Consider the following 21,511-nt stretch of genomic DNA (forward strand, 5'->3'; position numbering starts at 1 on the left):
GAAAAAGTTTTAAATAATTAAACTAAACCCTTAATGGGTTTAGTTTGAGTGATGTAAGATTTAAGTGTTAATTGCTAAGCTGGGGTTGGTGATTATTAATCGTCGAATTTTTGGCCTAAAATATTACCTTTAAAATCTGTATAAATTTCCATCATATTGTTTGTTCTAAATTTATAGCCATTTATTTTTTTATCTACTTCTACAATAGCTGCATTTGGTTGTACTGCTTGTACTTTTGCAATAATTTCTTTTGGGATAAATCCTGTTGGAATGCTTTTGTATTTACCATCAACTTCTTTCCAGTCTCCATTGATGATAAAGTCAATTTCAGTCCCATCGACTAAATTTACTTCATAAGAATCTACATCTTGTTTTACATAACCTACATTTACACCTTTAAAATGAGTGTTTAAAAACTCTTGAGCTTTTTGAGGTAGAGCATTTGGACTTACAACCATATCTGCAAACATAGAACTTGCACAAACTAAACTAGCTAACATTAATTTTATTTTCATTTTTTCTCCTTTAAATAAAAGTAAAAAATGATATTAACTGCTTGTGAAATTTATGTGAATTTAATTTTTAAAACCAACTATTTTATTTTTATCAAATGAAGATTCTATTTCTTTTTCTATTGTATGTAAAAAATCACTCATTTTAAAAACACCATCCTTAGAAATAGCTGCTTTCAAAGCTGTATTTTTAACTACCATAGCAATTTGAGCTCCACTTAGCTCATACAAAGCAAGGTTTTTTAAATCAAAATTATCATCAAATTTAGCATTTTTAGGTAAAGCTTTTTGCCATATCATCAAGCGTTGTTCGTAATTTGGCTTTTTAAATTCTATTTTATATTCAAATCTTCTTGAAAAAGCCACATCTAAACTTTCTAAAAAATTAGTCGTAGCTATAATAACTCCACTAAAACGCTCAATTTGTTCTAGAAAAATATTTTGCATTTGATTGTGCATTTTATCAGCACCGCCACTACTTTCTACCCTAGTACTTAAAAATTGATCAGCTTCATTTAAAAGCAAAATAGGACTTTGTTTGCTTGTTTGACAAAGCTCTTTATAAGTATCAAAAATTTTTCTTACATTTTGCTCACTCTCGCCCACATATTTGCTTAAAATTTTAGAACAATCAAAACTCAAAATAGATTTTTTCATAGCTTTTGCCATACTTAGCGCACTCATAGTCTTACCCGTGCCAGCAGGACCATAGAAAATTATCTTAGCTTCTATGTTTTTATTTGTTTTTATACCCCATTTATTTAATCTTTCTAAAACCTTTTTATCTTGTTGTTTTAATATACTTTCCAATAGATCTTTAGTGCTTTGGGGCATAATAACATCATCTATATTAATATTTGGCTCAATTAGCTCAAAAATATCTTGTTCTTTAACTAAATTTTGAAGTTTAATTTTTTTATTCTTCTTTGGTTCTTTAAAATTAATAATTCTTTGTAAAATATCATCACTTAAATAAAAAATCTTAGTTATATCACCCAAAGAATTAACAAATTCATCATATTCTAAAAGATTTGAACTAAGTAGTTTAGAATCTTCTTCTAGTAAGACTTTGTTTTCTTGTTTTTGAACATCATCTTCGCTAATTAAATGAAGTAAAAAATTAAAATCTCTACTATAAGAATTTTCAGTATTTAGCAAATACTCTTCTTTTAATAAACTAATAAATATCAAACATTCTTTATCGTTTAAAGCATACTCTTTAAAAATATCTGCCAAAACATTAGAAATTTTACTCTTTTTTAAACGCTCTTTAATATATGCTTCAAATATAGCTATATCTTTTTTAATATTCTTACTTTGAGAGCTTTTAGCAAAAAAACGCAATCTTTGATATAGCTCGATTTTAAAAAATTCATCTTTTAAATATGCAATATGATCTTCATAAATTTGATCTTGCATAAAATCTTGTATAGTTTTATTTTCTAAAATTTGTAAAAAAACCTCACTTAAACTTAACTCGCATTGTAACAAATTTAAAAATAAACTTGAGTTTTTACTCGATTTAAAATCAGAAAAAATTTGAATAATAAAACCTTTTTCTATAAGATTTTTAAGATCTTTTAAATGATCTAAATACTCATATTCATCATTTTTAAAAACTTCACTAAGAAGATTATAGGCATTAATGCTTACATTTGCTTGTAAATAATTTTTACACAAATGCTTTAAAATTAAAATTTCATCTTCACTGCATTGTAAGTTTTTATAAATATTGCTTTTAAAAGTATCATTAAGAAAAAGTTTTAAATCTTTCATATTTTCCTTTATATTGATTTTATGCTAAATTTAATTTTAGATTTTTTGTCACTAAAACTCATATTTTTATCACAAACCTCATAAAAAATATCATAATTTTTGCTTATAATATTTTGAGTAAAACCACAAGAGGTAATTTGCTTATTTTTCCCATAAAAAATAGGTTTTTTGTAAATTAAATCTTGCAAAAAATCATCATAATATTCATAATTAAAAAATCTTTTATTAAAAAAAGTTTTTGCATAACATACACCATTAATGCAAATTTTATCCGTGATTTTTAACTCAAGTAAAGCCTTAGAGGCACTATAAAGTTCTAAACTTGTAAAATTTTTTCCCTCATATAAAAAGCCATAATCAGCAAATCTAAATTGAGGGGTTTTTAAAACAATATAAGCACTTTGTGATTGCGTTTTGCTTTTTAAAGCACAAGAGCTTAAAAAAACGCACAAAAAACACAAAAAAATTATTTGAAGTGACTTTATCATTTAAGGTTTTTAAAACTAAGATTAAGTTCTAAATTTAACTCTTTTACTATTTTCATCACGCTTTGTAAATCATCAATTTGCTTACCAACTACGCGAATTTCATTGCCTCTAATACTTGAAGTTACCTTTAGCTTACTATCTTTTATAGCTTTATTAATCTTCTTAGCACTATCAGCATCAATAGCATCATTAACTTTTAAATTCAATCTAAAATTTGCTCCACTCTCCCTGTTTAACTCTTTAATACCATTAGGGTTAATCCCTCTTTTGATAAGTTTTGAAATAACAATATCTTTTAGCACTTCAATTTTTGCTTCACTTGAACAAGTAAGCTTATAAATACTTTCTTTTTCATTTAGCTCTATTTCACTTTTAATGCCTTTTAAATCATATCTGCTATCAAGCTCTTTTTTAGCTTGCTCTAAAGCATTTTTTAGCTCTTGTTTGTCAATTTCCCCACTAATGTCAAAACTATGTTCATTTGCCATTTTCTATAAACTCCTTAAGATTATTAAATACGATTTGGACTAATTTTTGTATGGATTCTTCACTAGCCCATGCAACATGTGGAGTGATAATTAAATTTTCTTTATTTTTTATATTAAGCAAAGGATGATTTTCAACCATAGGTTCTACTTCAAGCACATCAAGCCCTACTCTAATATTTTTTTCATCCATAATTTGAGCTAAATCTACTTCATTAATAATCCCACCACGACCTACATTAATTAAAATGGCCTCATCTTTTAAAAGCATTAATTCTTTCTTGCTTAATAAATTTTTTGTTTTTTCATTTAAAGGTGCATGGATACTTATCACATCAGAAGTTTTTAAAAGCTCTTCAAGGCTTACTTTCTCATATGTATCATCATTATTAACCCCTGAGGTAGAATAATAACAAACATTTGCTCCAAATATTTGCGAAGCCTTAGCTACTTCTTTACCTATAACTCCAAGCCCTATAATACCATGTTTTTTTCCTGTTAGAGTATGTAAAGTTCTACTAAAATCAGTGAATATTGGGCTTTTTACCCAAAGCCCTTGTTTGGTCCATCCATCATAATATGGGATTTGATTTAAAAAAGCAAAAAGCAAAGCAAATGTATGACTTAAAACACTTTTGGTAGAATACCCAGCTGCATTTTTTACTATTATACCTTTAGAATTTGCATAAGCTACATCTATATTATTTACCCCTGTGCCAAGCTGCAAAATGAGCTTTAAATTAGTGTTATCTATAACTTCTTGATCAATGATGACTTTATTTATCATCACAACTTGTGCATCAGATATTCTTGAGATAACCTCATCTTTAGATGTAAGTTCATAACTTATAAATTCCCCAATACTTTCAAAAGCTGTTAAATCAGCTCCACCTAAAGTAGCAGCGTCTAAACATACTATTTTCATTTTTTATCCTTTAACAATGTGCCCTACAAATTTAGAATAATTATCAAGCACCAAACCACCTTTTCTAAAACCTAAACCACAACCCTCATAAGCAAAGAAAACTCCTGCTTGATAATAATCATTTTCATTTTGATTAAACTCAGCAAATTCTTGATACACAAAACGATTGTTTTGATAATCTCCACTTGTTTCAAAACTTATATCTCCATTAGCTTCTATAATAGAAACATTTGCTCCTTCTCTACCAAAAACAGGCTTTTTAACACATTTTTTACCCACTAAAGGCTCATCACTTGTTTCAAGCAATAAAGGATGATTTGGATAAAGCTCCCATAAAATTTTCATTATACCCTTGCTTTGAAAAAGTAAAGTATAAGCAGGATTTAAAATAATTGCTTTTTGATTTTGCATAATTTGAGTTAAGAGCATAGCAAGTTCACCCTCTTCTATAGCTATACTTTCCCAAGGAATGAGTTTGAAAAAATACTCAAAATTTACATCATTTTTAAAAATTCCTTCGGGTGAAAATTCTACCTCATCAATATAAGAAAATTCACTCTCAAAACCAGCTTCACTAGCAATGTGTGCTAAAAGTTTTGTTGTAATCATATCCTCATCACTACCTGCAATTGAAGAAAACAATATTTTCCAACCTTCATAATATTTTTCAAATTCACTTACATCTTCTTCTAAGGTTATAAGTCTTTTAAAATTATCTCTTAAAGCTTCATATATATTATTAAATTGCGAGCTTTCATCTAGGTTGTTTTGCTTTAAAATAGCCCATTGCAAAATAGCACTTTCAAATAAAGATGTTGGAGTATCAGCATTAAATTCTATTAGTTTTATAGGCTTACCATCAAGCCCACCTGCTAAGTCAAACCTACCATATAAATGCCAATGTACATCATTTTCCCAACTCATCTTAATCGCATCAACCAAATTAAAAGGAATTCCAAGCTCGTCAAAACGATCATTATCAATCACTTCTTGTGCAGCAGCTACAAACATATCATAAAGCTCATTAACTGCTTCGTAGTATGCATTTGCTTCATCTTCCCTTACACAAACTAAATTAGAATCTAAATAATCACTTCCATCATTATCCGTATGCCATGAAAAACCTATTTGCTCTAAATAAGATTTTTCTAAAGGATTTACTTTTAAAAAATTCATTTTTTCACCTTTTAAGAGCCAAAAGAATTTGTAGAACTTGAAGTAGCTTTAGAGCCACCACCAAAAAAGCCTGATTTTTTTGCATTTGATCCTGAAGTAGCACTTGTACTTGCTTTATTAAAGCTATTTACACTTCTTTGATAAGCACTTTGATTTGAAAATGCTCCTCTTTGTTGATTTGCAAAATTTTGATTGTTAAAAAGCTTTGAACCTATCCAACTTCCCAAAATAGCTCCAGCTGCACTCGCAAGCAATGTCTCACCTAAAGAAAGCCCACCGCTACTCATTTGAGCATTGTTTGGATTTGTTAAATTTGAAGTACCATTGTCTATTTTAGCGGCTTCTTCTTGGATTAATTTATCCATTTCTTCTTTGCTTAAAACCCTTTCAGTTCCATCAAGTTGTTTTAAGACCACCCTAGTTTCATCACTTGGAAATTGATCTTTGATTTTGTATTGATTTGGAGCGGTTTCTTCAATAATAACAAAGGCCCCTTGAGTATTTGCCGCTTGACTTAAAGCGTTATTGCTAGAATCATTTGTATTATTACTACATGCACTTAAAGCACCTGCGCTAATTGCAGCAATACCACTCATCATACTAAGTTTGAGTATAGTTTTAATATGTTTCATAATCTTTCCTATAAAAATTTATAAATTTAACTTAATAAGATTTTAACAAAAAAAGTATTAATAAAAATTAATTGTTTTAGTTTATCATAGTCATTAAATTACTACTTAAAATAAACACAGCAAAAGCAAAAAATATAAAAGCACTTAGATAATCAATAAGTTTTAAATTCTTTTGATAAATTCTTACCATAAATGGTTTAGAAAATAATAAAGAAATCAAAGAAAAATAAATTATAGTTTCTAAAATCAAAACAAATATCAAGACTATCAGCATCCATCGCATTTGTGTAAAATCAAAACTTGCAAAAACACTGGCGAAATAAAAAATTGCTTTAGGATTAGATAAATTTGTAATCATTCCACTTAAAAATGCAGATATATAAGTTTTTTGAACTTTAATTTTGTCATTTTTTGTATTCTTGTAAATCTTAAAAGATAAATACAAAAGATAAAATGCTCCAAAACTTGATAGTATAATTTGTAAAAATGGGAATTTATGAAAAACGACATTTAATCCGAGTATAGAAAGTATAATCCATATACTAACAGCTAAACTTACTCCCAAGCTTGCCTTTAAAGCACTTTTAACCCCTTCTCTTAATGCATATGAACTTACTAAGAAAAAATCAGGTCCTGGTAAAATAAGTCCGAAAAAATGAATAATTATAATCCAAAAAAACATAAATATTTTAACGAAGAAAGCCGATTTCTCGGCTTTTTGGTATTAGAGTCTTGACTCGTAGCGTCTAAGCATATAAAGTCTTTTAAGCATTTTTTTGCGTGCTGAAATTTTTTGTTTTTTGCGAATTTCAGTCATAGGCTCAAAAAATCTTCTAGCGCGAACTTCAGTAACAACTAGATTTCTATCTACTTGCTTTTTGAATTTTCTATACGCTTCGTCAAAAGACTCATTAGGATGTACCTTGATTCCTGGCACGACCCTCACCACCTTTCTTTAAATAAATTTTAAAATAAAGATTATATCATAATTTTCTTGAAAATAAAACTTATTTTTGTAATAATTATATAAATAAAAATTAAATATAAATTATTAATTAAGACAAAGTTTGATTTAATTTTTCTAATACTACAATATAAAGAAATATTTCTAAGGAAAATAAAATGAATGCTCACATCACAAACTATACTAAAAAAAGATATATAGCTTATATCATTTCTATGATTATTTTTATAGCACTACCTTTTATAAAAATAAATGGAAATCATTTCTTTTTATTAAGCTTTGATCATAAAAAACTTAATTTATTTTTTATCGCTTTTGATACTCAAGAGCTGTATTTAATGCCTTTTGTTATCATGGGTATGTTTTTAACTATACTTTTTGTTACTACTTTAGCAGGAAGAATTTGGTGTGCTTGGAGCTGTCCTCAAACTATTGCTAGAGTTATTTATAGAGATCTTTTGCAAACAAAAATCTTTAAAATTCATAAAAGCACAGCAAATAAACAAAAGCAAGTCAGTGGATTTTTCGTCAAAAAAGCTTTAAGTATTGTGATTTTTTATCTTTTTTCATTGTTAATGATGAGTGCATTTTTATGGTATTTTGTACCACCTGAAGATTTTTTTACATACATTCAAAATCCTGCTGATCATTTATTACTTTTAGGGATTTTATTTTGTGCTTCTTTGGCTTTTACTTTTGATATAGTATATTTGGGTGAAAAATTTTGTGTTTATGTATGTCCTTATGCAAGAATTCAATCTGTAATGTTTGATAATAACACCGTTCAAGTAATATATGATGATAAAAGAGGAGGTATGATTTATGATGGACATACCAAACTTTATCAAAAGCCACCACAAGGTGAATGTATAGGATGTGAGGCCTGTGTAAAAATTTGTCCTACACATATAGATATACGCCAAGGAATGCAACTTGAGTGTATTAATTGTCTTGAATGTGCCGATGCTTGTTCAAAAGTTCAAGCCAAATTTAATCGTCCTAGCTTAATTAATTGGACTAGTGCAAAAGCTATTGAAACAAGGGAAAAAGTAAAATATTTTAGATTTAGAACTATTGGATATTTAGTTGTTTTGTGTGGTGTTTTTGTGGCTTTAGTTTTTATGGGAAGTAAAAAAGAAAATATGCTTTTAAATATCAACCGTTCTAGTGAGCTTTATCAAATCAGAAAAACCCATGATGGAGAATTAATTATTAGTAATGCTTATGTATTTTTATTTCAAAACACCGATAATAAAACTCATGAGTATTATTTTGATGTGAAATTACAAGGCATTGAAGATGGCTTAGAAATCATTAGACCTAAAAAATCTTTTAAACTAAAAGCTGGCGAAAAAGATAAACATATAGTTGTTTTAAAAGCTACTAAAAAACTAGCCGATAATGATAGAAAAGACACTGTAATACCATTAACCATCAAAGCCTATGCACTTGATGATAAAAATATTGTCATATTACGCGAGAGCAATTTTGTATATCCTAAAAATTCTATCATAGAGCATAAAAAATACTAAAATGAAAAAAAGAATTTCTTCAAAATCTCAAGCAAGGCTTGAAAAAATCAAACAAATCGCTGCGGAGTCATTTTTAAAAAATGGCTACGAAGCAACTAATCTTAAAGATATTATCAAACAAGCTGGTGGATCTTTTTCTTGCGTATATGAGCATTTTAAAAGTAAAGAAGGTTTATTTGAAGCGGTTTTAAATGATTTTGCAGAAAATCATTTTTTAGCTATTTTAAAAAAAAATATGCGACTTTCACCTGATGCTAATTTAGAAGAATTCTTATATCAATTTGCAAAAGCTTATTTAGGGATTTTTAACGACACCAAAACTATAGCTATAGTAAGACTTTTGTATTCTGAAATTTATAATGAAAAATTTGATTTTGGAAAATGGTTTAAAGGAAGCAATAGAAAAGAAGTAGAATATGTTCTTCGAAAAAGATTTGAAGAAGAAAATGAAATTTTAGCTCAAAATGCTGAATTTTTAAGTTATACTTTTTGCGCTATGCTTAGAGGGACATTTTTTATACAAAGCACTTTTGAAAATAAAGTTTCAATGAATAAAAAAGAACAACAAAGCCATGCAAAAAAAATCGTAAAGCTTTTTACTCAAGGTCTTGTTAATTTTAATTAACTAAAGATTGATAAAATAGTATTTATTAATTTTGTAATATAAATTACTTTTTATTTAGCTAAATAAATAACTTAAGGAAACAAATGAAAACAAAACTTTTAACTCTAGCTTGTGCTTCTCTTATCTTTATAGCATGTTCAGATGATAAAAATGCACAAGTTAAACAACTCCCTCCTCAACCTGTTAGTATTATGACTATGCAAAGCGCTAATTTACCTTTAGAATTTACTTATCCTGCGAGATTAAGTACTGAATTAGATGTAGTAGTCAAACCTAAAGTAAGCGGTGAAATCAAAGCAAAATACTTCAAAAGTGGTCAAGCTGTAAAAAAAGGCGATAAGCTTTTTCTTATAGAACCTGACAAATACCAAGCAAGTGTAAATATGGCTTATGGAGAAGCTTTGGTAGCAAGAGCTAATTTTGATGATGCTGAAAAAAATTTTAAAAGAGATAGTATTTTAATAGAAAAAAATGCTATTTCACAAAAAGAATTTGATGCAAGTTTGGCTAAATTTAACTCCACAAAAGCTAATCTAGAAAGCGCTAGAGCAAAACTTGCTAATGCAAGATTAGACTTAAAATACACCATAGTAAGTGCTCCTTTTGATGGAATTTTAGGTGATGCGTTAATGGATGTGGGTGATTATGTAAATGCTTCATCTACTGAACTTGTACGCATTACAAACATTAACCCAATTTTTGCAGATTTTTATATTTCTGATGTAGATAAAATCAATATGAATAAAAATATTCAAAGCGGCAATTGGAAATTAGAAAATATCCAAGTGCAAGCTAATGTTGGTGGAGAACTTTTCAATGGAAAATTATATTTCGTAGATAGCGTTATAGATACTCATAGTGGTGGAGTAAAAGCAAAGGCTATTTTTGATAACAACAATTCAAACTTAATGCCTGGCTCTTTCGCAAATGTTCATGTTGGTGGTTTTGTTCAAAAAGATGGTTTTGAAATTCCTCAAGTTGCGCTTTTGCAAGATGATAGTGCTACTTATGTTTATACCCTTGTAGATGGAAAAGTAGTTAAAACTATTGTTAATGTTATTTATCAAACTTCTGATAAAGCAATTATTGATAAGGGCTTAAAAAATGGGGATAAAGTGATTTTAAATAACTTCAAAAAAATCCGTCCTGGTGCAAGTGTTAGCGTAATGGAGAATAAATAATGTTTTCTAAATTCTTTATAGAAAGACCTGTATTTGCTTCTGTTGTAGCTATTATCATTTCTTTAGCAGGTATTATAGGACTTTATTCTTTACCCGTGGAGCAATATCCTTCCTTAACTCCACCCGTTGTTAAGGTAAGTGCAACTTACTCAGGAGCTGATGCTCAAACGGTGGCTCAAACGGTGGCTATTCCTCTTGAAGATGCAATCAATGGGGTTGAAAATATGATTTATATGGATTCAACTTCAAGCTCTTCAGGAGATATGAGCTTAAGTGTATATTTTAATATAGGTACAGATCCTGACCAAGCAACAGTTGATGTTAATAATAGAATTTCAGCTGCTATGGCAAAACTACCTGAAGATGTTAAAAAAACTGGTGTTAGTGTAAGAAAAACCGGTTCAAGTATATTAGAAGTTGCTACTTTATATTCTCCTGATGGCTCTATGGATTCACTCGAAGTGTATAATTATGCTGCATTAAATATTTTAGATGATCTTGCTAGGGTTCCTGGTGTGGGTAATGCCGTAGCTATTGGTGCAAGAAATTATTCTATGAGAATTTGGCTTAATCCTGATTTGTTAAACAAATATCAAGTTACTGCAACTGATGTTATTGCTGCAGTTAGCGAGCAAAATGCTCAATATGCTACTGGTAAGATAGGTCAAGAACCTGTGGTGGAAAGATCTCCTTATGTGTATTCAGTAACTATGCAAGGAAGATTAAAAAATACTAAAGAATTTGAAGATATTATCATAAGAGCAAATAGTGATGGCTCTTTTTTAAGACTTAAAGATGTAGCCGAAGTTTCTTTAGGATCAAGAGAATATACTTTTAAAGGTAGATTAAACGGAAATGACGCTACTCCTATTTTGATTTTCTTACAAACCGGAGCAAATGCTGTAAATACAGCAGAATTAGTGCAGAAAAAATTTGAAGAACTTTCTAAAAATTTCCCTGAAGGATTAACTTATAAAGTACCTTATGATACAACTATATTTATTAAAGCTTCCATTAAAGAAGTGGTTAAAACTTTCTTTGAAGCATTAATTTTAGTTGTAATTGTAATGTATTTGTTCTTAAAAAATTTCCGCTCAACTATTATACCAATGATTGCTGTTCCTGTTTCTATTTTGGGAACTTTTGCAGGATTATATGTCTTAGGTTTTAGTATCAATCTACTTACGCTTTTTGCCTTAGTATTGGCTATTGGTATTGTTGTTGATGATGCAATTATAGTAGTTGAAAATATCGATAGAATTATGCATGAAGATCCAAATATAAGCATAAAAGAAGCAGCTATTAAAGCTATGGATGAAGTTGCTGCACCTGTTGTTTCTATAGTTCTTGTACTTTGTGCGGTTTTCATACCCGTTTCATTTATATCAGGTTTTGTGGGAGAAATCCAAAAACAATTTGCCATAACCTTAGCAATATCTGTTACTATATCAGGCTTTGTAGCTTTAACACTAACTCCTTCTTTATGTGCAATTTTTTTAAGAAGAAATGAAGGTGAACCTTTTTACTTTGTGAAAAAATTTAATGATATTTTTGATTGGTCTACCGAAGTTTTTGGCGCTGGTGTGGCTTATATACTTAAAAGAACAGTGCGTTTTATGTTAATTTTTATAATCTTTTTGGGTGGTTTATATGGACTTTTCAAACTTGTTCCAAATTCACTTGTTCCAAATGAAGATCAAGGAAACTTTTTAACTATTGTCAATCTACCCGCAGCATCTTCGCTTAATAGAACTACTCAATCAATGGATGCTATGGCAGAAGAAATCCGCAAAAATGAGAATGTAACTAATGTGGTAGGACTTATAGGCTATGATCTTTTTACAGGTTCTTTAAAAGAAAATTCTGGCGCAATGTTTGTTAATTTGAAAAATTGGGATGATAGAGATATTAGTAGTTTTGATTTAGTTGGATCTTATAACAAACAATACTTCTTAAATCCAAATTTTCAAACTTTCTTTGTTAATCCACCACCAATCCAAGGTTTAAGCTTAACTGGTGGTTTTGAGATGTATGCACAAAATCGTAGCGGAAAAAGTTATGATCAAATTCAAGTTGATGTAAATAAATTAGTTGAAGCAGCAAATAAGCGTCCCGAACTTCACAATGTAAGAACAACGCTTGATACTAATTTTCCGCAATTAAAACTAGAAATTGATCGCGATAAAGTAAAACTTTATGGTTTAAATTTAGCTGATGTATTTAGCACTCTAAATGCCACCATAGGAACTTATTATGTAAATGATTTTTCTATGCTTGGAAAAAATTATCGTGTAAATATAAGCGCAATTGGAGATTTTAGAAATACTCAAAATGCTTTAAAAAACATCTTTGTTAGATCAAAAGATGGTTCTATGATAGCTCTAGATAGCGTTTTAACATTACAAAGAAGTGTTGGTCCTGATGATGTAAAACGCTTTAATATGTTTCCATCGGCTTTAGTGCAAGGTGATCCTGCTCCTGGATATACTTCAGGACAAGCCATTGATGCAATTGCACAAGTGGCAAAAGAAACTTTAGGAGAGGATTATTCTATTGCTTGGTCAGGTTCAGCTTATCAAGAAGTTACAAGTAGCGGTGCTGGACAAATAGCATTTATGCTAGGACTATTATTTGTATTTTTAATTCTAGCAGCACAATATGAAAGATGGCTCATGCCTTTAGCAGTAATTACGGCTGTGCCTTTTGCAGTATTTGGTTCTTTGCTTTTTGTATGGCTTAGAGGATTAGAAAATGATATATATTTTCAAACGGGACTTTTACTTTTAATAGGCCTTTCTGCTAAAAATGCCATTTTGATTGTTGAATTTGCTATGGAAGAGCATCTTAAAAAAGGAAAGAGTATTTTTGAAGCTTCTATTAGTGCAGCAAAATTGAGATTTAGACCTATTGTAATGACTTCATTGGCATTTATTTGTGGTATTTTACCACTTTTCTTTGCATATGGAGCAGGAAGTGCAAGCCGCCATGCGATAGGTACAGGTATTATAGGTGGTATGATAGCAGCTTCTACTATAGCCATTTTCTTTGTACCTTTATTTTTCTATTTACTAGAAAGTTTTAATAAATGGCTTGATAAAAAAAGAGGTAAAATCAATGCGTAAGTTAATAATTTTTGCAAGTTGTTTTTTAATAACAGCTTGCAGTTTAAAACCAAATTTAGAAATTAAAGATGTAAATTACACTAAAAGCTTAGATCAAAACATTAGCATTAACAAACAATGGTGGAAAGCTTTTGATGATAATTATTTAAACACCTTAGTCGATCAAGCTTTAAAAAACAATAACGACTTGCAAATTGCATATATGAATTTACAAAAAGCTTATGAGGCTTTAGGTATAGCAAGAAGCGATCTGCTTCCTAAACTAGATGGAAGTGCTAGCGGAGCAAGAGCAAAAACTAGCATCAATGCTCCAAGCAACAAAAGTAATGAATTTGTCTATGGCAATGATTTTAATATGGGTTTAAATTTAAGTTATGAAGTAGATTTATGGGGTAAATACAGAGATACTTATAATGCTTCAAAAGCAAAATTACAAACTAGTGAGTTTGACTATGAAAGTGCAAGATTAAGCTTAATTTCTAATGTAGTAAAAACTTATTTTAATCTAGCAAGCTTAAGTGAGCAAGTAAAAATTTTAGAAGAAACAACCCAAAGTTATCAAAAAACTTATGAGTTAAAATTAGAGCATTTTAAACTTGGAGTAATTAGTGAGTATGAGCTTAACAAATTTAAAGCTGAACTTGAAAATTCAAGAGTTTTACTCACAAATGCTAAAATTCAAAAAGAAGCTAATACTAAAGCTTTAAAAATCTTAACTTCAAATGATATTGATGATATACTTTATAATAGCATAGAGTATAAAAAAATAGGACAATACGAGCTTAGCATACCTGAAGGTATTGGTAGTGAAATTTTACTTCAAAGACCTGATATACAAGCTAGTTTAAAAATTTTAGAAGAAAAAAACTATCTTGTTGGAGTAGCCAGAACTGCATTTTTACCAAACCTTTCTTTAACAGGACTTTTGGGTTTTCAAAGTAATGATTTAGATCTTTTAGTTAAACATGGAAGTAATACTTGGAATGTAGCTGGAAATTTTGCAATGCCGATTTTTCATTGGGGTGAGATTATGAATAATGTTAATATCGCAAAACTTACCAAAGATGAAGCTTTTTTACAATATGAAAACACCTTAAAAACAGCCTTTGGAGAAATAAGACTTGCTTTATTTAACCGCCAAAGCTATTATGAAAATGAGCAAAATTATAAAAATTTATTTCTAGCTCAAAGTAAAATTTATGAAATTTCTACCTTAAGATATGAAAATGGTGTGATTAATTTAGCTGATTTTTTACAAGATCAAAGAAATTACCTAAATGCTAAACTTTCTTACACTAACTCATCTTATGAGCTTGCAAATTCCATTGTAGATGTTATGAAAGCCTTTGGTGGTGGATTTAACGCTAAAGAAGAATCAAAAGAAAATATCAAAGCTATGGAAGAAAACTTAAAAGAAAACTTTTATAACAACTGAGCCTTAAGGCTTAGTTGTTAATGCATTTGAATTTGAATTCTTTGATTAAAATTATTATTTCCTCTATCTTTTGGGCTATTATGCTCAAAACGATAACGCATATTACCTGAAACATTAACATCTTGAAAAATTTCATCTAAAGGTGCAGAATTTGACACGCTTATAAGCCCTAATAAAAATATAAAAAATGCTATAAAAATATTTTTCATTATAAAGCCTTTGTAAAAATATGATACAATTATAGTCTTTTTAAATAACTACAAAATGAAATTTTTAGGAAAAATATGAATTTTTTACAAAACTTAGCTCTTTCTTACTCACATAAAGCCATGCAAAAATCTTTAGAGAATGGTTTTGATGTGAAACTTTTAAAAGAAGGACAAGAAAAAAAAGTTAATCCAAAAAAATCTTATATGCTCTATGCTCATATACCATTTTGCCATACTTTTTGTCCATATTGTAGTTTTCATAAGTATTATTATAGTGAAGATTTAGCAAAAAGATATTTTGAAAGCTTAAGAGAAGAAATCAAACAAATCAAAGACAAAGGATTTGATTTTACTTCTATGTATGTGGGTGGTGGTACTACTTTAATTAATGAAGAAGAACTTGCTAAAACTTTAGAACTTTGCAAAAAATTATTTAATATTAAAGAAATTTCTTGTGAGAGCGATCCTAATCATATCGAACCTAAAAAGCTAGAAATGTTTAAAGGGCTTATAGATCGTTTAAGTTGTGGTATACAAAGTTTTGATGATGATACTTTAAAAAAAGTAGCAAGATATCATAAATTTGGCTCAAGCAAAGAGCTTCAAGAAAAGCTTTCTAAAGCTATAGGTGTGCTTCCTATTATGAGTATTGATTTGATTTTTAACTTTCCTTCTCAAACTAAAGAGCAATTACTCAATGATTTAGAAATAGCCAAAAATTTAAAACCTCAACAAATCACAACTTATCCTTTAATGAAATCAAACCTCACAAAAGATAATATCGCAAAAACTCTAGGAGTAAGTTTTAAAGATAATGAATTTGAGTTTTATAAAATCATTATAGATTTTTTCAAAGATTATGAAAGAAATAATGCATGGTCATTTTCTTTAGAAAAAAGTAGCTTTAATGATGAGTATGTAAGTAGCCATCATGAGTATTTAGGCGTGGGGAGTGGGGCTTTTAGCTTTTTAGATGGAGAGCTTTTAATCAATGCTTTTAATTTAAATGATTATTCTAAACTCATCAAAGAAAAGCAAAATGCAAATATTGCTAAAGCTAATTTTGGTAAAAAAGAAATCATCAAATATGTCTTTTTAACTGAAATGTTTGCAGGTAAAATCGAGATTGATAAATTTAACAAAACTTTAGATTGCAATTTAGAAAAAGATCTTTTCATAGAACTTTTAGGTCTTAAGCTAAGCAAGGCTATAAAAAAAGAAAATAATACTTTATACACAAGTGAATTTGGGCGTTATTTGTTTATGGTATTAATGAAAGATTTTTACACTGGTATGGATTTAGTGCGTGCTGTATTTAGAGATAATAAACGCTTACAAGATAAAGAACACATTAATATCATGCAAGAAAATGTTGATCCACTTGATTTTAAAAGTATGGAGTTTAAAGGATAAAAAGCCTTTAAAGGCTTTTTACTAAAATGGTCTTACCACCATCATAATAGCGATAATTATAAATAATATCGTTGGAATTTCATTATAAGCTCTAAAAAATTTCCCACTCTTTTTGCAAGTATCATTTTGAAGTTGTTTTAAATAATAATAATTTTGCAAATGATAAATAATCAAAAGCAAAGCACAGGTTAATTTAGCATGCATAAATCCTGATCCAACCATCAAAACTTTATTTACATGCAACATCAAACTTCCACTTATTAAAGTTACTATCATCGCAGGAGTTTGGATATAAAAATACAATTTTCTTTCTTGAATTTTTACCACTTCTACAAAGCCTTTATTATCTTTATGCTCTGTATGATAGACAAAAAGTCTTGGTAAATAAAACAATCCAGCCATCCAAGAAACAAAAGCTAAATAATGCACCATTTTAATCCACAAATACCAGTCAGTTAAAAAATCTAACATTTTTCTCCTTTTTTATTAAAAATTTCTTTTATTAAAATCAAAGCTACACTAATGTTTATCATCACATCAGCTAAATTAAACACAGCAAATTCAAACCACTTATGCCAAAATACAAAATCTACCACACCTATATGCACAAAGCGATCAAGTAAATTTGAACACCCAGCAGATAGCATAATAGCAAAAGCGATCAAATGTGTTTTAAAAAATTCTTTTTGATAAAGCAAATACACAAACAAAGCCAAAATAAAAACAAGTTGTATGTATTTTAAATACTCTCCTAAAAATGCAAACATTGAAAAGGCTACACCGGTATTATAGGTTAAAACTAAATCAAAAATTTCACCCTTATACTCAAGCCCTTGCAAAAACAAATACTTACTTACTTGATCTAGTATAAAAACTAAAGCAAAAACAAGCCAAAATTTTAAAGATAAAATTTTAAGCATTCAATGCTTTCATAAAAAAGCTTTCAACAGCTTTCATTTCTTTTTCTAAAAGCTTAATATCTTTTGCTTCAAGTAATAAGCGTATTAAATTTTCTGTACCTGAATACCTAAACAAACTAGCAATTCCTTTTTTTTCTAAATCTTTTTTCAATTCTTCTAAGCCTGCAAGCTTGCTTAAGTCTTTTTTCTCTGAAATTTTAAGATTATGCAAAAGCTGTGGGTAAGGTTTAACTTGATTTAAAATTTCACTTGCACTTTTTGCTTCACTTAGCATTAAAGCACTAAATTGTAAAGCAGCTACCAAACCATCTCCAGTTTTTGCATAGTCACTAAAGATAATATGCCCACTCTGCTCACCACCAAAATTTCCACCGCATTCTTTGAGTTTTTCAAGTACATATTTATCGCCTACATTGCAAGTTTCATGTGTGATTTTATGTTTAGTTAAAAACTCTTTTAAAGCACCATTGCTCATTATAGTGCTAACTACACTTGATTTTAACTTGCCTTGTTTTTTCAAAAATAAAGCTAAAACACCCAAAAGACTATCTCCATGAGCTACTTCGCCTTTTTCATCCACAACAACCAAACGATCCGCATCCCCATCAAAAGCAAAACCCACATCTGCTCTAAATTTCTTTACCTCTAAAGCTAAATTTAAAGGATGTAAAGCCCCGCAATTTTCATTGATATTTAAACCATTTGGCTTATCATTGATCACAATCACATCTGCACCAAGTTCTTTAAAAACCGTAGGTGCTACCTTATAAGAAGCTCCATGAGCCACATCTAACACAACGCGTAAAGACTTTAAAGTCAGCTCTTTAGGAAAAGAATTTTTTATAGAAACAATATATCTTCCTATCACATCATCAATTCTTTTTGCTTGACCAATTTGTGATTTTGTTGTTCTTGCTTCTTCTATGAGTTTATCATTAAAATAAATTTCTTCTATTTTTGCTTCTGCTTGCTCATCAAGTTTATTTCCGTGTGCATCAAAAAATTTAATGCCATTATCATAGTAAGGATTGTGTGAAGCTGATATCATAATCCCTGCATCACAACGCATATCTTCAGTTAAAAACGCAATAGCAGGTGTTGGCATAGGGCCTATTTCTATAACATTATAACCTATAGAAGTAAGTCCTGAAACGATAGCATTTTCTATCATATAACCACTTCTTCTTGTATCTTTTCCTACTAAGATATTGTTTGTAAGGGCTTTGTCTTTAAAATAAATTCCAGCAGCCATAGCCAAACGCATTGCTAAAAATGAATCCAAAAACTCCCCCGCTTTACCGCGTACTCCATCTGTTCCAAAAAGTTTCATTTTTTTACCTTTGATTTTAAATAGTGCAATTATAAGTAAAAAAGTTAAGTAATGTATAAATGTGAGAATTTTATAAGCATTAGTTAGTAATAAAAATATATAATTTTTAAAATTTCACTTAAGGAAAATGAATGAAAAAAATCATCGCAGGGGTTGTAGTAGTAATTTTACTGGTTATAGGGTTTTTTACCTCAGCTTCTTATATTAACTCAATCAATGAAAAAATCTTTGCACAAATGAGTCAAGATACAGCATATTATAATGTTGAAGATACTAATTACACTAAAGGACTTTTAAATTCCAAAGGAAGTTTTATAGCTACACTTAATGATTTACCTTATAGTTTTAAAGTGAATGTGGATTTTTCCAATAATTTTTTTGCAAGTAATAATGCTATCGTTTCTATTTTAAATGAAAATGAAGACTTAAAAGGCATTTTTCCAAACGAAGAAATCTTTAAAATCTTAGTTAGCGTCAAAGGTGGTGACATTAACATCAATGCAAAAATAAATGATATTAATTTCACACGCAATAATACAAATTTAGTTTTAAATAATACATCATTTAAGATTATAGGTTCTGATGAATTTGTAAAAAATATGGAACTTAATCTAGGTTATGTTTTATTAGAACAACTATCTCATAAAGAAAAATTAGAAGCAAAAAATATCAAAATTTCTGAATTTCCTATACAAAAATTAAGTTTTAATGATATCTTTAGTCCTAGTAGAAATAGTGAGCAAAATATAAGCATTGATAGTGCTAGTTTTATAAGTTCTATTGCTTTTGACTTTGATAAATTAAAAATTTTTGCAAAAACAGCTCAAAATACTCAAAACGATTATGATAGTGTTTTAAAACTAGATTTAGCTAAATTTAACCTTGCAAACGAAAACTTTATGCTAAATAATATTAATTTAGATATGAATTTTAATAATCTTTCTAAAAAAGCTTATGATAGCTTAATGCAAAATTCAAACACTGATATTTTTTCTATGATGCTTTTGGCAAGTCAGTTTTTAAAAGCAAACCCACAAATCATCTTAAATAATCTAAGTTTTGAAAAAGAAGGTAAAAAATTTGACGCAAATGGACAAACTATTTTCACTGAAAACAATATAAAATCACAATTTCATGCAAACACAGAAATTCTTCCTAGTCAAATTTGGCCTGATTTTGCAAATTTTGATACTTATTTCGTAGATAATAATGGCTCTTATATGCTTGATTTTATCTATGATGATTCTAATAAAAGTGATGTTACAACTATCATTAATGGTGAAAGACTTACCATAAATCCACAATGACAAATTTAAGCTTAACTTTTCGTCCTAAAACTTTAGATGAGGTTTTAGGACAAGAAAATTTAGTAAAAATTTTTAAAAAATTCATACAAGTTTCAAAACTCCCTCATAGTGTATTTTTTGGCCCAGCAGGTTGCGGGAAGACTTCTTTTGCAAGAGCAATAGCGTATGAGTATAAACTTGATTTTTATGAATTTGATGGAGGGAATTTTAAACTTGAAGAGCTTAGAAAAATACTAAGTAATTATGAAAATTCTTTATATAAACCTTTGATATTTATTGATGAGGTACATAGGCTTTCAAAAACCCAACAAGAAATGCTTTTAATCCCTTTGGAAAATCAAAAATGCCTTTTCATAGGCGCAAGCACTGAAAACCCCTACTTTACTTTAACTTCAGGCATAAGAAGCAGAAGTATGCTTTTTGAATTTAAAGGTTTAGAGTATAAAGACTTAGAAAAACTTGCCACAAAAGTGCAAGAAAAACTCCAATGTAAAATCGATGATGATGCTAAAGACTTTTTAATCACTTCTAGTGCAAATGATGCAAGAAGCTTTTTAAATTTATGTGAGTTTGCTTTGGCTTTAGATAGCACTCATATCACACTTGAAACTTTAAAAAAATTAAGAGCAAATGTTTTAAGCGATGGCACTTCAAGTAAAGATACACACTATAGACTAGCTAGTTCTATGATAAAAAGTTTAAGAGGAAGTGATGTGGATGCGAGTTTGTATTATCTTGCGAGGCTGATCGATGGGGGCGAAAGTGCGGATTTCATCGCTAGAAGATTAGTGATATTTGCAAGTGAAGATATCTCAAATGCAAACCCACAAGCACTTAACCTAGCCACAAGCACACTCATAGCAGTAAAAAACATAGGCTATCCTGAAGCTAGGATCATCTTAGCTCAATGTGTGGTATTTTTAGCAAGTTCGCCTAAGTCAAACTCAAGCTATCTTGCTATAAATGAAGCACTAAATTATGTACAAAATAATCCTGCATTAAAAATACTTCCTTATCTTGATAATAATAACCCACAAAGAAAAAACTACCTTTATCCACATGATTTTGGAGGATGGGTTAAGCAAAGATACCTAGAAAAAGATTTGAAATTTTATCATAGCAAAGGTATAGGTTTTGAAGCACAGCTAGATTTATGGTTAAATGATATGAAAAAAATTAAAAAGTGATTTTAAGCACAATGTAAAAATATTTTTATATAATTTTTGTTTTTTAAGGTTCCGTAGCTCAGTTGGTAGAGCACCACCTTGACATGGTGGTGGTCGTTGGTTCAAGTCCAATCGGAGCCACCATTTTTTATTTCTTTCGATTTCTTTAATTTCCAAAAAATGCTTTCAAAATGCTATATATAAACAAACTAAATGATCTTTGATTTCAATTAATTTCTTTTGTGTTATAATTATTTTCAATTAATTAAGATCATTATTAGGGTTCTTAAAACCTAATAGGGTTCTTTAAAGG

General features: G+C 29.1%; 21 protein-coding genes and 1 tRNA gene. 9 read left to right on the forward strand and 13 right to left on the reverse strand.

What is annotated here, in order from left to right; translation table 11 throughout:
- Window positions 1-95: 95 nt before the first annotated feature.
- The 9 genes from L8X38_RS04125 to rpsU all read right to left on the reverse strand — a co-directional run bounded on the left by L8X38_RS04125 (window position 96) and on the right by rpsU (window position 6,931).
- Window positions 96-515: a PepSY-like domain-containing protein gene (locus L8X38_RS04125; RefSeq protein WP_220566934.1), complete on the reverse strand. Its 420-nt coding sequence runs from the start codon at window positions 513-515 to the stop codon at window positions 96-98.
- Window positions 516-575: 60 nt separating this feature from the next.
- A complete protein-coding gene (locus L8X38_RS04130) occupies window positions 576-2,288 on the reverse strand; it encodes an ATP-binding protein (RefSeq protein WP_220566935.1) in 1,713 nt (570 codons plus the stop codon).
- Window positions 2,289-2,296: 8 nt separating this feature from the next.
- Window positions 2,297-2,740, reverse strand: coding sequence for a hypothetical protein (locus L8X38_RS04135; protein ID WP_263661379.1), 444 nt, complete (start codon window positions 2,738-2,740; stop codon window positions 2,297-2,299).
- 32 nt (window positions 2,741-2,772) lie between these two features.
- Entirely contained in the window at window positions 2,773-3,264 is a 492-nt protein-coding gene (locus L8X38_RS04140) for a YajQ family cyclic di-GMP-binding protein (protein WP_133319059.1), read from the reverse strand.
- Entirely contained in the window at window positions 3,254-4,186 is a 933-nt protein-coding gene (locus L8X38_RS04145; RefSeq protein ID WP_263661380.1) for a D-2-hydroxyacid dehydrogenase, read from the reverse strand. Before L8X38_RS04145 ends, L8X38_RS04140 begins: the two co-directional genes overlap by 11 nt.
- A 3-nt stretch (window positions 4,187-4,189) precedes the next feature.
- Window positions 4,190-5,362: a glutathionylspermidine synthase family protein gene (locus L8X38_RS04150; protein ID WP_258107722.1), complete on the reverse strand. Its 1,173-nt coding sequence runs from the start codon at window positions 5,360-5,362 to the stop codon at window positions 4,190-4,192.
- 11 nt (window positions 5,363-5,373) lie between these two features.
- Window positions 5,374-5,994 carry a UPF0323 family lipoprotein gene (locus L8X38_RS04155; protein ID WP_263661381.1) on the reverse strand — a complete coding sequence of 207 codons (621 nt, stop codon included), beginning with the start codon at window positions 5,992-5,994 and terminating at the stop codon, window positions 5,374-5,376.
- 76 nt (window positions 5,995-6,070) lie between these two features.
- The gene (locus L8X38_RS04160; RefSeq protein ID WP_263659242.1) at window positions 6,071-6,676 is read right to left on the reverse strand and encodes a LysE family transporter; all 606 of its coding nucleotides are present in this window, start codon (window positions 6,674-6,676) and stop codon (window positions 6,071-6,073) included.
- 42 nt (window positions 6,677-6,718) lie between these two features.
- Window positions 6,719-6,931 carry a 30S ribosomal protein S21 gene (rpsU, locus tag L8X38_RS04165; RefSeq protein WP_002780697.1) on the reverse strand — a complete coding sequence of 71 codons (213 nt, stop codon included), beginning with the start codon at window positions 6,929-6,931 and terminating at the stop codon, window positions 6,719-6,721.
- A gap of 185 nt (window positions 6,932-7,116) precedes the next feature.
- On the opposite strand from rpsU, the gene ccoG reads away from it, so the two are divergent.
- The 5 genes from ccoG to L8X38_RS04190 all read left to right on the forward strand — a co-directional run bounded on the left by ccoG (window position 7,117) and on the right by L8X38_RS04190 (window position 14,853).
- Window positions 7,117-8,490 (forward strand): cytochrome c oxidase accessory protein CcoG, encoded by a 1,374-nt coding sequence (ccoG, locus tag L8X38_RS04170; protein ID WP_263660430.1) that lies wholly within the window; start codon window positions 7,117-7,119, stop codon window positions 8,488-8,490.
- 1 nt (window position 8,491) lies between these two features.
- Window positions 8,492-9,115: a TetR/AcrR family transcriptional regulator gene (locus L8X38_RS04175; RefSeq protein ID WP_133319065.1), complete on the forward strand. Its 624-nt coding sequence runs from the start codon at window positions 8,492-8,494 to the stop codon at window positions 9,113-9,115.
- Between the two features lie 83 nt (window positions 9,116-9,198).
- A complete protein-coding gene (locus L8X38_RS04180) occupies window positions 9,199-10,296 on the forward strand; it encodes an efflux RND transporter periplasmic adaptor subunit (RefSeq protein ID WP_133319066.1) in 1,098 nt (365 codons plus the stop codon).
- Window positions 10,296-13,418, forward strand: a complete 3,123-nt coding sequence (locus L8X38_RS04185; protein ID WP_263661382.1) for an efflux RND transporter permease subunit — start codon at window positions 10,296-10,298, stop codon at window positions 13,416-13,418. Before L8X38_RS04180 ends, L8X38_RS04185 begins: the two co-directional genes overlap by 1 nt.
- Window positions 13,411-14,853 (forward strand): efflux transporter outer membrane subunit, encoded by a 1,443-nt coding sequence (locus tag L8X38_RS04190; RefSeq protein WP_263661383.1) that lies wholly within the window; start codon window positions 13,411-13,413, stop codon window positions 14,851-14,853. The genes L8X38_RS04185 and L8X38_RS04190 overlap by 8 nt, the downstream gene beginning before the upstream one ends.
- Before the next feature lie 17 nt (window positions 14,854-14,870).
- Here L8X38_RS04190 and L8X38_RS04195 read toward each other — a convergent pair whose 3' ends face one another.
- Window positions 14,871-15,062: a mini-MOMP protein gene (locus L8X38_RS04195; RefSeq protein WP_133319069.1), complete on the reverse strand. Its 192-nt coding sequence runs from the start codon at window positions 15,060-15,062 to the stop codon at window positions 14,871-14,873.
- Between the two features lie 75 nt (window positions 15,063-15,137).
- Between L8X38_RS04195 and L8X38_RS04200 the strand changes: the two genes are divergently transcribed.
- A complete protein-coding gene (locus tag L8X38_RS04200) occupies window positions 15,138-16,475 on the forward strand; it encodes a coproporphyrinogen III oxidase family protein (RefSeq protein WP_263661384.1) in 1,338 nt (445 codons plus the stop codon).
- 21 nt (window positions 16,476-16,496) lie between these two features.
- On the opposite strand, the gene hemJ is transcribed toward L8X38_RS04200, so the two are convergent.
- The 3 genes from hemJ to glmM are packed head-to-tail and all read right to left on the reverse strand — an operon-like array spanning window position 16,497 to window position 18,725.
- Window positions 16,497-16,946: a protoporphyrinogen oxidase HemJ gene (gene hemJ, locus L8X38_RS04205; protein ID WP_039629243.1), complete on the reverse strand. Its 450-nt coding sequence runs from the start codon at window positions 16,944-16,946 to the stop codon at window positions 16,497-16,499.
- Window positions 16,940-17,395 carry a signal peptidase II gene (gene lspA, locus L8X38_RS04210; RefSeq protein ID WP_133319071.1) on the reverse strand — a complete coding sequence of 152 codons (456 nt, stop codon included), beginning with the start codon at window positions 17,393-17,395 and terminating at the stop codon, window positions 16,940-16,942. Before lspA ends, hemJ begins: the two co-directional genes overlap by 7 nt.
- Window positions 17,388-18,725 carry a phosphoglucosamine mutase gene (glmM, locus tag L8X38_RS04215; RefSeq protein ID WP_039629248.1) on the reverse strand — a complete coding sequence of 446 codons (1,338 nt, stop codon included), beginning with the start codon at window positions 18,723-18,725 and terminating at the stop codon, window positions 17,388-17,390. The genes lspA and glmM overlap by 8 nt, the downstream gene beginning before the upstream one ends.
- 131 nt (window positions 18,726-18,856) lie before the next feature.
- Here glmM and L8X38_RS04220 point away from each other — a divergent pair, with 131 nt between their 5' ends.
- From L8X38_RS04220 to L8X38_RS04230, 3 genes are all read left to right on the forward strand, one after another.
- Entirely contained in the window at window positions 18,857-20,032 is a 1,176-nt protein-coding gene (locus tag L8X38_RS04220; RefSeq protein WP_263661385.1) for a YdgA family protein, read from the forward strand.
- Window positions 20,029-21,219 (forward strand): replication-associated recombination protein A, encoded by a 1,191-nt coding sequence (locus L8X38_RS04225; protein WP_263661386.1) that lies wholly within the window; start codon window positions 20,029-20,031, stop codon window positions 21,217-21,219. Before L8X38_RS04220 ends, L8X38_RS04225 begins: the two co-directional genes overlap by 4 nt.
- Window positions 21,220-21,266: 47 nt before the next feature.
- Window positions 21,267-21,342 (forward strand) — tRNA-Val (locus L8X38_RS04230).
- The last annotated feature ends 169 nt before the right edge of the window (window positions 21,343-21,511 follow it).

Source organism: Campylobacter sp. CNRCH_2014_2452, assembly GCF_025772865.1.
Classification (GTDB): Bacteria; Campylobacterota; Campylobacteria; order Campylobacterales; family Campylobacteraceae; genus Campylobacter_D; species Campylobacter_D lari_D.

Bases quoted from the DNA above. Each gene is read 5' to 3' on its own strand.
- L8X38_RS04125 (WP_220566934.1), bottom strand. From the start codon at position 515: ATGAAAATAAAATTAATGTTAGCTAGTTTAGTTTGTGCAAGTTCTATG.
- L8X38_RS04130 (WP_220566935.1), bottom strand. From the start codon at position 2,288: ATGAAAGATTTAAAACTTTTTCTTAATGATACTTTTAAAAGCAATATT.
- L8X38_RS04140 (WP_133319059.1), bottom strand. From the start codon at position 3,264: ATGGCAAATGAACATAGTTTTGACATTAGTGGGGAAATTGACAAACAA.
- L8X38_RS04145 (WP_263661380.1), bottom strand. From the start codon at position 4,186: ATGAAAATAGTATGTTTAGACGCTGCTACTTTAGGTGGAGCTGATTTA.
- L8X38_RS04150 (WP_258107722.1), bottom strand. From the start codon at position 5,362: ATGAATTTTTTAAAAGTAAATCCTTTAGAAAAATCTTATTTAGAGCAA.
- L8X38_RS04155 (WP_263661381.1), bottom strand. From the start codon at position 5,994: ATGAAACATATTAAAACTATACTCAAACTTAGTATGATGAGTGGTATT.
- L8X38_RS04160 (WP_263659242.1), bottom strand. From the start codon at position 6,676: ATGTTTTTTTGGATTATAATTATTCATTTTTTCGGACTTATTTTACCA.
- ccoG (WP_263660430.1), top strand. From the start codon at position 7,117: ATGAATGCTCACATCACAAACTATACTAAAAAAAGATATATAGCTTAT.
- L8X38_RS04175 (WP_133319065.1), top strand. From the start codon at position 8,492: ATGAAAAAAAGAATTTCTTCAAAATCTCAAGCAAGGCTTGAAAAAATC.
- L8X38_RS04180 (WP_133319066.1), top strand. From the start codon at position 9,199: ATGAAAACAAAACTTTTAACTCTAGCTTGTGCTTCTCTTATCTTTATA.
- L8X38_RS04185 (WP_263661382.1), top strand. From the start codon at position 10,296: ATGTTTTCTAAATTCTTTATAGAAAGACCTGTATTTGCTTCTGTTGTA.
- L8X38_RS04190 (WP_263661383.1), top strand. From the start codon at position 13,411: ATGCGTAAGTTAATAATTTTTGCAAGTTGTTTTTTAATAACAGCTTGC.
- L8X38_RS04195 (WP_133319069.1), bottom strand. From the start codon at position 15,062: ATGAAAAATATTTTTATAGCATTTTTTATATTTTTATTAGGGCTTATA.
- L8X38_RS04200 (WP_263661384.1), top strand. From the start codon at position 15,138: ATGAATTTTTTACAAAACTTAGCTCTTTCTTACTCACATAAAGCCATG.
- hemJ (WP_039629243.1), bottom strand. From the start codon at position 16,946: ATGTTAGATTTTTTAACTGACTGGTATTTGTGGATTAAAATGGTGCAT.
- lspA (WP_133319071.1), bottom strand. From the start codon at position 17,395: ATGCTTAAAATTTTATCTTTAAAATTTTGGCTTGTTTTTGCTTTAGTT.
- glmM (WP_039629248.1), bottom strand. From the start codon at position 18,725: ATGAAACTTTTTGGAACAGATGGAGTACGCGGTAAAGCGGGGGAGTTT.
- L8X38_RS04220 (WP_263661385.1), top strand. From the start codon at position 18,857: ATGAAAAAAATCATCGCAGGGGTTGTAGTAGTAATTTTACTGGTTATA.
- L8X38_RS04225 (WP_263661386.1), top strand. From the start codon at position 20,029: ATGACAAATTTAAGCTTAACTTTTCGTCCTAAAACTTTAGATGAGGTT.